Raw genomic sequence first — 13,737 nt, forward strand, 5'->3', positions numbered from 1 at the left:
AGAAATATCCCACAGATTCACCGGCCCATCGCTGACTGACGCTTTAACCATCAAGATGCAAAGTCCTGCCTTTCCAAGGTCAAGGACTTGCCGGTGCTCATCCAATCTCGCTATCAGCTTTGCGTGACAGGACAGGAGTCCTGACATGCCTGATCCCGTTGGCGCCCTTAGCCGGGGCCCGTGCTGTGAAATCAATAAACTCATCGTTCAGGTAATCGGCGAGAATCATCCCTCGACCCAGCGTCTGGCTTTCTACGAGAAAGATGCCAGCAAACGGTTGGATGCACTCACCGCGCAAGACCGTCCCGAAACGGTGACCGCCTACATGTGCGCGCCCAGCGCCTTGCATGTCTGGGACTGGTCCGGCGAGCCCAGGCATTGCCTGATGCTGGAGATAGAGACCGAGCACGGCAAGCCGATTCTGTTACCACTCCCCGAAGCACGGATCACACCGAGGCAACTGGATCAGCAGTGGAACCAGATCGTCCCGGTACTGCCATTTGTTGCCCTGCCCGGTGTCAACAGCGCTTACGATCATGGTACTCCCGTGTTGTGCCGTGCCGGGTTTATCTATGTCTTCGTCAACGGCAGGCTGTGGCGTGAACTGGAAGTCAGGATCAGCAACGAGCGCACCACCTATCACGATATAGAGCTGGAGAAGTTTCGCGAGGGCGAGGGATACGGCGACGATGCGCGGCTTGCTACCGGCGGGGCCTTGGACGACATCTGGTTGCCGTCCAACTGGAATGATCGACCGGTAGACACGCAGCTGTGTTTCAGCGAAGTGCAGTTGAGCGGGGCCAGATTGCAGCGTCTGGAAAGCGATGCGGCGTTGCGCCGACAGCGCTGTCAAAGCCCGGATTTGCGGGTCTCGAAACAACGCTCCAAAACCGTCTTTGCTGACAGGCCCGATGGTGTGGCCATGCTGGAAGCCTTCAGCGCTTTTGATGTGCGTGACAAGGACAATCAGGCTGCGGCCGGCAGAGCGCATGTCACCTGGTTGAACCTCAATCGAAGCGCTTTTCCGCTGTCGGTGCCGGCACCGCAACGCACGCGGCAAACCGGTTTTGAGTGGATGATCGATCAACCTGCGCGCTACCTGTGCGACCTGAGCGGAGAGTTCCTGGCGAACGCCTTCGATGCTGCCCGCAAACATGTGCGGCAATGCGAAGCGGGGACTGCGCCTTACATTCCATTGCCGCTGGAAATCGGTGCCTGGGCACAATGCCTTGAGCACATTATCGACCCGAATACCCAAGGCGATGCGGGCCTATGGACGGCTCAACCGCCTGCATCTGACGTGTTGCAAGCGGCGCGTTCTCGCGCACTTTACGGCGTGATGCTGCACGACACCCAGTACCGCCTGCGCCATTTAAGCACACGGATTCATGAACAGCGCCACCTGCTGGAACTGTGCGGCGCGAGGGCGCAATGTTATCCACATCACGCCAGTGCATTGTTGGTGCAACAGTTGATCGCTCCGCAGTCAATCGGCGGCAGGAAGAACCCGCTGCACCAGCAACTCGATATGCTCAAGGAAAAGAGCCGGCTGGATATCAACCGCTTCACCGCCAGCAGCGAACGCGCCCAGCTGTGGCGTCAGCAGGAAATGAGCCAATCGCTGCTCAGCGAATGCCTGCAACAACGGCAGACCGAACAATCCCTGGCCGATCATTTGAGTCTCGATGGCTTCCAATACGCGGCGGCTTTTCATTTTGTCAGCCAGCTGTTCGTCACCCTGGCGCTGGGCCCGTCGGGCTACGACCCGTTGGCCGCCAGCGGCGACATCACCGACGCCATGACCGGCCTCAGCCTCTACAGCCCCGAAGCCAGCGTAGGTCAACAGTGGATCGCCAACGTCATTAACGATCCGCAGCATCCGATGCATCGCATGCTCTGGCCGGATGCAGGGCAACAGGATCTAGACGCGCCTTATCAAGCGCCCGACAGTCCCGATGTCAATCAGGGCGATGGCGTTTTCCGCGCAACGGAACTGGCCAGTACCGAACACGACAGTGTTTTGCCCGCAGCAGCCTACTCGACGATTGATGCGGTGTTTTTGGCGAGTTTGCTGAAAAGCGGCGGCCTGAACAATACGGTGACCCTTGAACTGAAGGCCGGCGCGGCTGCGCTGGTCGCTATCAATGAAAACCTGCAGGGTGCAATCGAAGCCGCCGAACGGGCGGTCCATGGCGCGCAACACATTGCACTGCAACACCCGGCCGTCACGCGCTTTCGATTGAAAGAAGCAGCACATCGACGCAGCCTCGCCCAAATGCGCGGCATGCTGCCGCAAGCGTTTGGCGACCTGCACTTTCTGTCTCACGCTGACGCTCGGAGAAAGGACTATTACATTTTCGGCCTGGACGACATGCCCGAAAAAATCGGCCGCGCCGCGCAGGTCTACGGGGTCTATCGCAATCAGCATGGCGTCATGAAATCCCCTGCTGAGGATCATGGTTTTGCTCGGCCGCAGCCGGAACTCCCGACGGAGCGAGTCGTGCTCGGCATCCCGCGTAATCACCGCACAGCATTCACAGTTAGTCGACTCAACCAACGATTTAACGACGCCTGGCAAGAGGACGCGGCCAAACGTGCAGCGGATAAGCCTGAAAAGCTGAGTGGGTTGGAGAGCGCGATCAAGCTGCGGGATTCGATGCACGGTAGTAGGGCTTTTCAGGTGTTGGATTCGGTGCCGGTGGCGGGGGCGATTGTGGCGTTGGAGATTTATAATTTGTTGAATGAATTAGGGGCGCGTGAGCAAGTCAGCAGGGAAAAGAATGCAGTTCGGGGTGGAGTAGGCTCTTTCGGAGCGGTCGTTGATTTGGCAATTGCGCTCGAAACGCTGACAGTTAAGCTTTCGGGAAGTAAATCGTTTTTGGCTGCTGGGCGTAAAACCGTGCTCACCTTATCCGATGATATCGCGAAGCAACTTTTTGGATCGCTTAGTGATCGGCTGGTAAAAAAATACAGTTCTCGTTTACTAGCCCAAATCAGTGCTGGTTTAATTTTCGCCGGACTCAACCTCTACGACGCCTGGTATTCCTACAACTGGGACGACGACGCCTATTTAGGCCATTTGATCATGGCGTCCGGGGGCTTGATCGGAGCTTCGAGCAGTTTTGTGGCTGGCGGCACCGCTTACCTTGGCTTAAGCCCCTTGGGTTGGGCCTCGCTGCTGTTGGTCGTCGTTGGTGCGGGATTGGCGTACTGGCTGAGCAGCAAGCCCATTGAAGATTGGTTGAAAAAAGGTCCATTCGGTGACGATCAAAATGGTGCTGCCGAGCATCTGCAAGATCCTGAACAAGCTTTTTATTACCTGGTCAGCTTATTTGCCAATATCCAAATCAGTATCGACCGCAACCCTGAATACGTTCCTGATGGCCTGCTGGATTTTCGCGCCACGGTACCTTTTCCGGTGCGCAGCGCCAATACGCGAATTCGTATTGAAAGTAATTTGAGCGGGTTATTGAATGGACCTGGCGAGCTGGGGACTCAGGCTTTCCTCAATCTGAAAAGCGTTGAAGTCTTCTTCGATCAATACAGCGATCGGAGCAAGACCAGCAGCTCACAGATTACCGTGACGCCAGTTGCCTATCGGCTACTGCCGGGCGCCTTGGAACTGTTCGTCAAAACACCTTATTCCTATAAGGCGGAACCTGCGGAAAACTTGCCGGAGGTCTATCACGTATGGCGCGTGCGCGCTCAGCTTACACTGAATGACGGCCAGCGAACCTGGGTCTTTCCGGCGCCACCACCCAAGGATCCGACCCCCTTCGGGCCGACCTACGCGAAACCTGATTTTGACGCTACGAAACGGCTGTTCTGGGCCGATGAAACCGAGAACAGGGCGAATACTGCGAAATGAGTGCCCAAAAGACGCCTTATTATGCAGCCACGGCTTATCGTTCAGACGACATTCCTGGTCAAGCGCCCTCCACGGAGCGCTCTTGGCTGAACCGGTTTGCCAAGGAGCGTCTACCCTGGGGGAAATCTCAAAGTGTGGCACCAGATGATTTTCTGCACGAACGCGCACCTGAAAAATTGCGATGTCAAGAGACTATTCGAAAAGAACGTGAAGAAAAGCTTGCTTTGGGGATCTACGTTCCTGCGCCTTATGAACATGTCGATTTTCATAACCGACATGATCATGAGCGTTTCAGATTTTCGCGCTGGTCCAGTCGATCTCAGTTCTGGATGTATCTATATACGTTCGGCAAGGGTTGGTCGATAATATTTAGTCCTCTCTTCCTGGTTACAGCACTTCTCGTAGCTTCAACTTCTTACGAGCCGTTTTTTTTTGCTTTTTTAAATTTTATGGCTGAAACCTATTGCGTTATATTAATTCCTCCATTAGTTGCATGGGCGTTAGCTTCATTAGTCTTAAGAAAACTCCCCAAACTCTGGGTAAAACCCTCCCGAGGCCCAATCTGGGAACTAAACCGTCGCACCGGTCTGGTCACGCTTTTTGACTACGACAACAACGGCGAATACAAAAAGAACGGCACAATCGGAGAGTTAACGGCGCCATTTTATGAGTTCGATGCTTATCTTGAGTCTGCACCGGATCGGCAGGGTTCGATGAACCATGTGTTGTTTCTTGCTCATCGCTATCGGGACATCGTGATCAATTTCTCGTCTTTGGTGAACGTCGATAACCGCTGGCAAATGCCCTGCGCGCTATGGGACTTTCTGCAAAACTACATGGACACCAGCCGCCCGCTGCCGGATTTGCCCCGCTATGAAGAGTTTCGCCATCTTGACCCGACCACCGCCGCCCACGACCTGAAGACCGGCCGCAATCCCCGCTTCTGGATCGACATGGACGATGAAACCTACAAGCAACAGCTGAGTCAGTTGCTGGACAACATCGACAACATCGACACTTTCAAACGCCCGAACCTGATGGCGAGGCATGTGCGGTATGTGGATCGAGAAAGATGACTAAGTCATGTATAAAAACGTATATCAACCCTCGCCCAGAAAACCCGGCGAAGGACGCGAACTGAGTGCCCAGAAGACGCCTTATTATGCAGCCACGGCTTATCGTTCAGACGGCATTCCTAAACAACAACCTTCAACGGAGCGGTCATGGCTCAAGCGTTTTGGCAAAAAACGCTTGCCGTGGGGAGAGCCTCAGAATGTTACCCCAGATGATTTTCTGCGTGAACGTGCGCCTGAGAAGTTACGTTTTCAAGCAGATATGCGGAAAGAGCGTGAGGAAAGACTTGCGTTGGGTACTTACGTTCCCGCGCCCTATGAATATGTGGATTTCCACGACAGACACGACCATGAACGGTTCAGATATTCACTTTGGTCAAAGCGGTCTCATTTTTGGATTTATATGGCCATGTTCGGTAAAGGATTTTTCTTGGTTCTTTTGATTCCTTCTATCTTCGCTTCCTCAGTGGTGATATATGTCGATTTAGAGCCATGGGAGGTTGTTGCCCTAGATATGCTTAAGAATTTTCTCTCGTGGTTCATCGGTCTTCCTCTACTGTGCTGGATGATAGGCTCATTAGTCATCTACAAATTCCCCAAACTCTGGGTAAAACCGTCCCGAGGCCCCATCTGGGAACTAAACCGCCGCACCGGACTTGTGACATTGTTCGATTACAACAATAACGGCGAATACAAAAAGAACGGCACCGTCGGAAAAATAACCGCGCCGTTCTACGAGTTCGACGCCTACCTCGAATCCGGGCCGGATCGGCAGGGTTCGATGAACCATGTGTTATGCATCGCCCATCGTTATCGGGACATCGTGATCAATTTCTCCTCGTTGATAAACGTCGACAATCGTTGGCAAATGCCCTGCGCGTTGTGGGACTTCCTGCAGAACTACATGGACACCAGCCGCCCGCTGCCGGATTTGCCCCGCTATGAAGAGTTTCGCCATCTTGACCCAACCACCGCCGCCCACGACCTGAAGACCGGCCGCAATCCCCGCTTCTGGATCGACATGGACGATGAAACCTACAAGCAACAGCTGAATCAGTTGCTGGACAATATCGACAATATCGACACCTTCAAACGCCCGAACCTGATGGCGAGGCATGTGCGGTATGTGGATTAGGAATGACGACTTTGAGTCATTCACGCAGAATAAAAACTAACCCCCGCCCCGCAACCCACTTAAAATACCCGCCTTCGCTGCTTTCCAGCTTCAGCCGCCCCGAGGCTTTTTTCGATGTCAGTTACTGCAACTCCCGCCCAGTCTGCTCAGGATCACCATGCTCAATTTCTGAGCTTGCTGGAGAACTGCCTGTCCCAGAACTCGTTTATCAAGCTGGTCCTGGCCAAATACGTCGGTGATGAAGCCGAGTTGCAGCGGGTGATCATCAAACAGCTGACGGTCAAGGATCAGCCTTGCCTGTCGTTCGTGTATCGCTACAAGACCCGCGATATCACCAAGAACCTGCCGCTTGGCGAGGCTGTTCAACTGATTGGTGGCTTGCTGCCGGCGTCATTCAAGAACGCGCATCTGCTGTCCCTGACCGATGAAGTGCAACTCGAATACGGCAAAAAAGGCAAAAGTACACTGTTCAAGAGCAAGGCCCAGCAGGAGCGTGAAGCACCCTCGGCCGACCATGATCGGGAGAAAAAACGCTACCTGGACCTGACCCGGCCTTTCCTCACGGATCTGGGCGTGACCAACAAACAGCATGAGCTGATCCCCTCCATGTCGCGCAAGTGGAAGCAGATCAACAAGTTCATCGAGGTGTTCTCCCACGCCCTGACGTCTTCGCCGCTCGAGCTGGATCAGCCGATAAAGGTGGCGGACTTCGGTTCGGGCAAGGGTTACCTGACATTTGCCATCCATGACTATCTGCGCAATACCTTGCGGGCCGAAGGGCAGGTGACGGGGGTGGAGTTGCGTGAAGACATGGTCACGCTGTGCAACAACGCGGCGGCACGCCTGGAGCATCCCGGCCTGGTGTTCGAGTGCGGCGACGTGCGCAGCGTGGCGCCCAGCGCCCTGGACGTGATGATTGCCTTGCACGCCTGCGACATCGCCACCGACTACGCGATTCATATGGGCATTCGTTCGGGGGCGTCGATCATCATGTGTTCGCCGTGCTGCCACAAACAGATCCGCCTGCAAATCCAGAGCCCGACGCTGCTGCAGCCCATGCTGCAATACGGCCTGCACATGGGCCAGCAAGCGGAAATGGTCACCGATAGCCTGCGTGCGCTGCTGCTTGAAGCCTGCGGCTACGAGACCAAGGTGTTCGAGTTCATCTCCCTTGAACACACCAACAAGAACAAGATGATCCTGGCCGTAAAACGCGCCGTGCCGCTTAAATCCAGCGACATATTGGCCAGGATTCAGGAACTGAAAACCTTCTATGGCATTCAGGAACAATGCCTGGAAACGCTGCTGGTGGCGGATGGATTTATTGGCTGACCTGCTACCCATCCAATGAACTGACCGCCCAGGAAAAACGGGCGGCCATTCCCCGGCTCAGTCCTGATTCATTGAGCTGGATCAACGCCTGCTGCATCCCGGGCGCTCATGCTGCAAGCATTCCCATGCCGGGTTGCGTGTCATGGCTCGGCTGATCGTCCAACACGAGGATCCGTCATGAGCAGCACGTTTTTCATTCCTTCCGTCAATATCATGGGCCTGGGCTGTCTCGATGAGGCGCTAGAGGCCATCCGCAAATACGGTTTTCTCAAGGCGCTGATCGTCACCGACGCGGGCCTGGCCAAGGCGGGTCTGGCCGCGCAGATCGCCGGTTTGCTGGTGGAGCAGGGCATTGATTCGGTGGTTTATGACGGCGCCAAGCCCAACCCCACCGTCAGCAACGTCGAGAATGGCCTGGCCATCCTGCGCGAGCGTGAATGCGATTTCGTGATTTCCCTGGGCGGCGGCTCGCCTCATGACTGTGCCAAAGGTATTGCGCTGTGCGCCACCAACGGCGGACACATCAGCGACTACGAAGGCGTGGACCGCTCCAGCAAACCGCAACTGCCGCTGATCGCCATCAACACGACCGCCGGCACTGCCAGCGAAATGACCCGTTTCTGCATCATCACCGATGAAGTGCGCCACGTGAAAATGGCAATCGTTGACCGCAACGTCACGCCGCTGTTGTCCGTGAACGACCCGGCGATGATGGCCAAGATGCCGAAATCCCTGACCGCCGCCACCGGCATGGACGCCTTGACTCACGCCATCGAAGCCTACGTTTCGACCGCTGCCACGCCGATCACCGACGCCTGCGCCCTCAAGGCCATGGCGCTGATCGCCGACAACCTGCACAAAGCGGTGGTTGATGGTTCGGATATGACCGCCCGGGAAAACATGGCTTACGCGCAGTTCCTGGCGGGCATGGCCTTCAACAATGCATCGCTGGGGTTCGTGCATGCCATGGCGCACCAGTTGGGCGGTTTTTACGACCTGCCTCACGGTGTTTGTAACGCCGTGTTGTTGCCCCATGTGCAAAGTTTCAACGCCAGCGTATGCGCAGAGCGCCTGACCGATGTGGCTCACGCCATGGGCGCGGACACTCGCGGGCTGTCTCCTGAAGACGGTGCTCGCGCCGCCATTGCAGCCATTTGCAGCCTGTCGGCGTCCATCGACATTCCGCCCGGCCTTACTGCTCTGGGCGTTAAAGAAGAAGACTTCCCGATCCTGGCCACCAATGCCCTTAAAGATGCTTGCGGCTTGACCAACCCGCGGCCTGCCGATCAGCAGCAGATCGAAGACATCTTCCGCCGCGCGCTCTGATTACCGCCGTGTGCCAACACCCGCGATGCCCGTCATCGCGGGCCTGAACCTGTCACTGAGGTTTTTGATGAAGACCACCTCCAGCGCCATCTGCGAAGCTGCCGACCGACTCGCAGGCTTCGTCGGCTACCACCACAAGGCCCATCGCCACATCGTTCGTTTCAGCGAAGACTCCTTCGGCATGGACGTCGCCGACGCCAGCATCACGCCCACCTGCGAGTTCGTCTGGGCCCCGGTACAGAACGAGTTGATGACCCTGAGTCGCGAGCGCCTGCAACTGTTGCTTGAGCAAAACATCGACGATCGCCTGCGCATCACCGAGCCGTTACGCCTCTACATGCGCCGTCTGGATCTGCCGGAAATTGTGGTGGAGCGGCGGGTGAAGGCGTAAACCAACTAAGCAGTGACTCAGCGCTTTGGCCCGTTCAAGGCGCTAGTCGTTCGACAGCTCACAGAAGCGAATGCGGTTTCCAAACGGATCCGCCACCTCCAGAACCCGCCCCCAACCCTGATCCTGCAATGCCGGTTTGGCATATCGATAGTTCTTGCTTGCCAGCTCGTCGCGCAACTCCACGATATTGGTCACGGGCACAAATGCCGTCGACCCTGGCGTCGCATCGCCATGATGCTCCGTCAGATGAATCAGCAGGTTTCCTCTGCGTAGTTGCAGGTAAAGCGGGAAATTGGCGTCGAAGCGGTGCTCCCAGTCGATGCTGAAGCCCAGAAAGTCGACATAGAATTCCCTGGCTTTATCTTCCGAGAACATTCGAAACAGGGGTATTGCAGCTGAAAGCTCCATGCCTTCTCCATCTGGACAATTGACTGAACGCCGCGCAAAGCCTGTCGCGTTGGCTGGGGTGGCAGCGCGGACGATAGCATGACCCTCACCCCGATGGGCGACGGTCCCGGGATGCGTAGGTCCATTCGCAGCGGCCGCCCGATCACAATGCTCCACAGAGTAAATGCATTAAATTCACAGTTAGCATTGATTTTCATTTGCGCCAAATGTAAACATTGCGAATGCACATCATTCACAATTTTATATTCGGAGCTTCAGCCGTTCATGCGCCCTATGCCCACGTTTGCCCTTTCGTTGATTGCCCTGAGTATTATCAACAGTGCCTTTGCGGATGACAGCACACTGACTCTGCCTTCCACCACTATCAATTCCACGGCCGAAGGTCTGGAAAATGGAGAGGAGGGTTATCGGGCGCAGCCCACTGCGAGCACGACGAGGTTGAACCTCACGGCACAGGAAACCCCGCAAGGCGTGACCAGCATCAAGCGCGAGCAACTGGACGACTTCAAGCTCAACAGTATCCGCAATGTGCTCGACAGTACGCCGGGTGTGAACGTGCAGAAAGTTGAAACCGACCGCACCTATTTCACCGCCCGCGGCTTCGACATCACCAACTTCCAGTACGACGGCATGGGAATGCCATTGGTCAACGGCCTGCTGGTGGGCGATATCGACATGGCACCCTATGAGCAAGTGGACATTCTGCACGGCGCCAACGGTCTGATGACCGGCAGCGGCAATCCGTCGGCCACGGTCAACTTCGTCCGTAAGCGCCCGACTTACGAGCCCCAGGCCAAAATCGATGTGAGCGCAGGCTCCTGGGACAAGCGTCGGGTGGATCTTGACCTGTCCGGCCCCCTGACGGAGTCGGGGAACGTTCGCGGGCGCCTGATCTACGCCAACGAAGTGGGCAACTCTTACCTGGACCGCTATTCACGGGAAAAGAACATCTTCAGCGGCCTGCTCGCGTTCGACCTGACCGACAGCGACACCTTGACCGTGGGTTATGAAGACCAGAAGACCAACGCCAATGGCGCCAGTTGGGGCGCATTGCCGCTGACGGATGCCAGCGGCAGATCGGTGCACTACAGCAGCACCCGCTCCAACATCTCGCAACCCTGGGTTTACTGGGATGTGCACACCACGCGGGCCTTTGCCGAGTGGGAACACCGTTTCGCCAATGACTGGAAGTCGACCCTGACCCTGACCGCGATGGAGCACCGCGAAGACACTGAAATGTTCTACATCTACGCCAACAGCGCCTCCGATACCGGCTACACCGGCCTGTCCTCCAAGTACAAGGACAAGAACCGCGAGGTGGACGGCGATATCTCGTTTAGCGGCCCATTCAGCCTCGGCGGACGGGAACACCAGTTGACCCTCGGCGCCAATGCGGCGCGTACGCGCAACAACGAGGCTTCACTGTACGGCACGTCTTCGTATTACACCTCGGTCTCGCTGAGCGATGCGCTGAGCGGCTCTATTCCGAGGTCTACGTACGACATCGCCAACGAGGCTGACACCTCCAGCTACACGGACCGACAGAAGAGTGTCTACGCCGGTGCGCGTTTCAGCCTCACGGATGACCTGCACCTGATCACCGGTGCGCGCATGCTCAGCGCCGACAGCGATGGTGAGAACTATGGCTCGGGTCGCAATGTGCGTATTCATGGCAAGGTCACGCCGTACACCGGCCTGGTCTACGACCTGACACCGCAGTACTCGCTCTACGCCAGCTACACCGAGATCTTCAGTCCGCAGTACTACCTCAACGCCCAAGGGCAAGTCATCGATCCGCTGGAGGGCAAAAGCTACGAGGCGGGCATCAAAGGGCGCCTGCTTGATAACAAGCTGGACGTCTCTGCTGCGGTGTTTCATACCAAGCAGGACAACGTCGCCACTTACTCCGGCTATGACGCGAGCCTGGGCGGTAATTTGTACGACGGCATGTCCTTCAAAAGCGACGGGGTCGAACTGGAAGCCTCCGGTGAGCTGGCTCCGGGCCTGCAGGCCAGCGGTGGTTACACCTACGTCTACATCACCGATGCCGATGACAATCGCGGACGCAAATTCATTCCACGCCATGCGCTCACTTCAACCATGACCTACAAATTGCCCACGGCGCCGAAGATCAAAGTCGGCGGCAGCGTGAAATGGCAAAGCGAAATCCAGAACGACGATACCCCCGCTGCCAACCAGAGCGCATACGCACTGGTGGGCCTGATGGCGCGTTACGACATAGACTCGCATTGGAGCACCCAACTCAACCTCGACAACCTCACCAACAAAAAGTACCTGCAAGCCGTGCGTTATGGGCAGAGCAACTATGGTGATCCGCGCAACTTCACTGCGTCGGTGAGTTGGAAGTTCTGAGGGGGGATGGGCGACGTACAGACAGGGGCGGCTAAATGATCGTAAGCACAGGGTATGGCTGCGTCCCTGTGCTCATTCAAGGCTACACGGCCTGAGGCGGCGAGAATGACAAATGAAGCCGACGCTATAAAAGGCCTTTAGATGGGATGTATAGGATCAACCCCTTTTAAAAGAGCCAGGTCTTCGCCGGTAGGTTTCTTCCTCACATCTTCTGCTGGACTGTGAGTACCACTGGTCACCCGAAAGTGCCGAAAGTTTCAACATAGTGATATGGGGATGATCCGAAGTTCTGCTGGCGTCGCTGGTCACAGCTGTTCTCAGCCTTCACCCCAGCGCAAAAGCCTCGCTACCGCTCCTGTAGCGTTAAACAGTGAACCCCAAGCCGGTAACGAATTATGCAAAGTGCAACTAACGAGGCAGGTGGAGTTCTGAAGCGCGCGGTCACTGGGCCGATGCTTCTGTTGTTTATCCTCGGTGATGTTCTGGGGGCAGGGGTGTACGCCCTGGCGGGCACTATTGCTGGAGAGGTCGGTGGAGCAATCTGGGTACCGCTCCTCATAGCACTGGTTTTCGCGATGCTGACTGCCGGTTCTTATGCGGAACTGGTGACTAAATATCCCCATGCGGGTGCAGCCGCCGTTTTTGCGGGCAAAGCGTTTAGATCTCCGATGGTAGCCTTCTTGATTGGCTTTTGTATGCTGGCTGCGGGGGTCACAAGCGCGGCAGGGCTTTCCTTGGCATTTGCAGGCGGCTATCTGGCGGCGTTCATCGATGTACCCCAGCATCTTGCAGCACTGGTGTTTCTGATTGTCATTGCGCTGCTCAATGCTCGCGGCATCCGGGAGTCACTGTCCGCGAATTTAGTGATGACAGTGATCGAGTTGTCCGGCCTCTTGCTAGTGGTGCTTGCAGCTGCATGGTTCTTCCGCACGGGCGACGCCGATATGAGCCGAGCTCTGGAGTTCAAGCCAGGGGTGAATCCTGCTTTTGCGGTGCTCGGCGCAGCGCTGCTTGCCTTCTATTCGTTCGTAGGCTTCGAAACATCTGCTAATTTAGCTGAAGAAATCCACGACGTTCGCAAAACGTATCCGAGGGCATTGTTCGGAGCTCTCCTCATTGCAGGAGCGGTTTATATCGCGGTAGGGATAGCCGCCGCTTCGGTTATGCCGATTGACCGCTTGATCACTTCATCCGCGCCGTTACTGGAGGTCGTAAAGGCTTCCGGACTGGGTATCTCACCCAGGATCTTCGCGTTCATTGCGCTTATTGCGGTCGCAAACGGTGCGCTACTGACCATGATTATGGCCAGCCGCCTTGCATATGGCATGGCACGGCAGGGTCTGCTTCCGAGCGCCTTGGCTAAGGTATTGCCCGAGCGTCGTACCCCATGGTTCTCCATCATGGCAACGTCTGTAGTTGCGGTGGTACTCACGCTCACCGGCTCATTGGCGGTCTTGGCGCAGACCGTAGTGTTGCTGCTGCTGTTCGTATTTATCAGTACCAATCTTGCCGTCCTGGTGCTGCGAAGCGATGTTGTTTCGGAAAAACACTTTCGGGTACCGACCTGGGTGCCCGTTGCAGCAATCGCGTCCTGCCTGCTGCTACTGACGCAGCAAGGTTTTGAGACTTGGCTTCGCGCCGGAGGAATGATGATGGGCGGTGTGGTTCTTTATGGCTTAACACGCGCTGCCGGGGTGAGACCGGCATTTGTCAAAGGATCAGACCTTTGAAGAAGATTGGAAGGACATGCAGCTATGGAAAGCATTTTCGGAATGTTGAAATGCGAGTTCTTGTGCCTGGCGAATTCAACAGTCTCAATGAGCTTGAAGCG

At 56.1% G+C, this 13,737-nt stretch carries 9 protein-coding genes; 8 read left to right on the forward strand and 1 reads right to left on the reverse strand.

Going from position 1 to position 13,737, the window contains the following annotated elements; translation table 11 throughout:
• Window positions 1-145: 145 nt before the first annotated feature.
• From ACP7B0_RS07075 to ACP7B0_RS07100, 6 genes are all read left to right on the forward strand, one after another.
• Window positions 146-3,868: a hypothetical protein gene (locus ACP7B0_RS07075; RefSeq protein ID WP_426140374.1), complete on the forward strand. Its 3,723-nt coding sequence runs from the start codon at window positions 146-148 to the stop codon at window positions 3,866-3,868.
• Window positions 3,865-4,944, forward strand: coding sequence for a hypothetical protein (locus ACP7B0_RS07080; protein ID WP_426140376.1), 1,080 nt, complete (start codon window positions 3,865-3,867; stop codon window positions 4,942-4,944). Before ACP7B0_RS07075 ends, ACP7B0_RS07080 begins: the two co-directional genes overlap by 4 nt.
• A 7-nt stretch (window positions 4,945-4,951) precedes the next feature.
• Window positions 4,952-6,076 carry a hypothetical protein gene (locus tag ACP7B0_RS07085; protein WP_426140377.1) on the forward strand — a complete coding sequence of 375 codons (1,125 nt, stop codon included), beginning with the start codon at window positions 4,952-4,954 and terminating at the stop codon, window positions 6,074-6,076.
• Window positions 6,077-6,190: 114 nt separating this feature from the next.
• Entirely contained in the window at window positions 6,191-7,408 is a 1,218-nt protein-coding gene (locus ACP7B0_RS07090) for a class I SAM-dependent methyltransferase (protein WP_426140378.1), read from the forward strand.
• A 177-nt stretch (window positions 7,409-7,585) separates the two neighbouring features.
• The gene (gene yiaY, locus ACP7B0_RS07095; protein WP_426140379.1) at window positions 7,586-8,734 is read left to right on the forward strand and encodes an L-threonine dehydrogenase; all 1,149 of its coding nucleotides are present in this window, start codon (window positions 7,586-7,588) and stop codon (window positions 8,732-8,734) included.
• Window positions 8,735-8,801: 67 nt separating this feature from the next.
• Window positions 8,802-9,125 carry a DUF2025 family protein gene (locus ACP7B0_RS07100; protein ID WP_426140380.1) on the forward strand — a complete coding sequence of 108 codons (324 nt, stop codon included), beginning with the start codon at window positions 8,802-8,804 and terminating at the stop codon, window positions 9,123-9,125.
• Window positions 9,126-9,167: 42 nt separating this feature from the next.
• Here ACP7B0_RS07100 and ACP7B0_RS07105 read toward each other — a convergent pair whose 3' ends face one another.
• Window positions 9,168-9,533 carry a glyoxalase superfamily protein gene (locus tag ACP7B0_RS07105; protein ID WP_426140381.1) on the reverse strand — a complete coding sequence of 122 codons (366 nt, stop codon included), beginning with the start codon at window positions 9,531-9,533 and terminating at the stop codon, window positions 9,168-9,170.
• 264 nt (window positions 9,534-9,797) lie between these two features.
• On the opposite strand from ACP7B0_RS07105, the gene ACP7B0_RS07110 reads away from it, so the two are divergent.
• Both ACP7B0_RS07110 and ACP7B0_RS07115 read left to right on the forward strand, forming a co-directional pair.
• The gene (locus ACP7B0_RS07110; RefSeq protein WP_426140382.1) at window positions 9,798-11,906 is read left to right on the forward strand and encodes a TonB-dependent siderophore receptor; all 2,109 of its coding nucleotides are present in this window, start codon (window positions 9,798-9,800) and stop codon (window positions 11,904-11,906) included.
• A 395-nt stretch (window positions 11,907-12,301) separates the two neighbouring features.
• On the forward strand, window positions 12,302-13,636 hold the full coding sequence (locus ACP7B0_RS07115; RefSeq protein WP_426140383.1) for an APC family permease: 1,335 nt from the start codon (window positions 12,302-12,304) through the stop codon (window positions 13,634-13,636).
• Window positions 13,637-13,737 lie beyond the last annotated feature (101 nt).

The sequence above is a fragment of the Pseudomonas sp. DWP3-1-2 genome, assembly GCF_049896285.1.
Classification (GTDB): domain Bacteria; phylum Pseudomonadota; class Gammaproteobacteria; order Pseudomonadales; family Pseudomonadaceae; genus Aquipseudomonas.

Bases quoted from the DNA above. Each gene is read 5' to 3' on its own strand.
- ACP7B0_RS07105 (WP_426140381.1), bottom strand. From the start codon at position 9,533: ATGGAGCTTTCAGCTGCAATACCCCTGTTTCGAATGTTCTCGGAAGAT.
- yiaY (WP_426140379.1), top strand. From the start codon at position 7,586: ATGAGCAGCACGTTTTTCATTCCTTCCGTCAATATCATGGGCCTGGGC.
- ACP7B0_RS07085 (WP_426140377.1), top strand. From the start codon at position 4,952: ATGTATAAAAACGTATATCAACCCTCGCCCAGAAAACCCGGCGAAGGA.
- ACP7B0_RS07080 (WP_426140376.1), top strand. From the start codon at position 3,865: ATGAGTGCCCAAAAGACGCCTTATTATGCAGCCACGGCTTATCGTTCA.
- ACP7B0_RS07115 (WP_426140383.1), top strand. From the start codon at position 12,302: ATGCAAAGTGCAACTAACGAGGCAGGTGGAGTTCTGAAGCGCGCGGTC.
- ACP7B0_RS07090 (WP_426140378.1), top strand. From the start codon at position 6,191: ATGTCAGTTACTGCAACTCCCGCCCAGTCTGCTCAGGATCACCATGCT.
- ACP7B0_RS07075 (WP_426140374.1), top strand. From the start codon at position 146: ATGCCTGATCCCGTTGGCGCCCTTAGCCGGGGCCCGTGCTGTGAAATC.
- ACP7B0_RS07100 (WP_426140380.1), top strand. From the start codon at position 8,802: ATGAAGACCACCTCCAGCGCCATCTGCGAAGCTGCCGACCGACTCGCA.
- ACP7B0_RS07110 (WP_426140382.1), top strand. From the start codon at position 9,798: ATGCGCCCTATGCCCACGTTTGCCCTTTCGTTGATTGCCCTGAGTATT.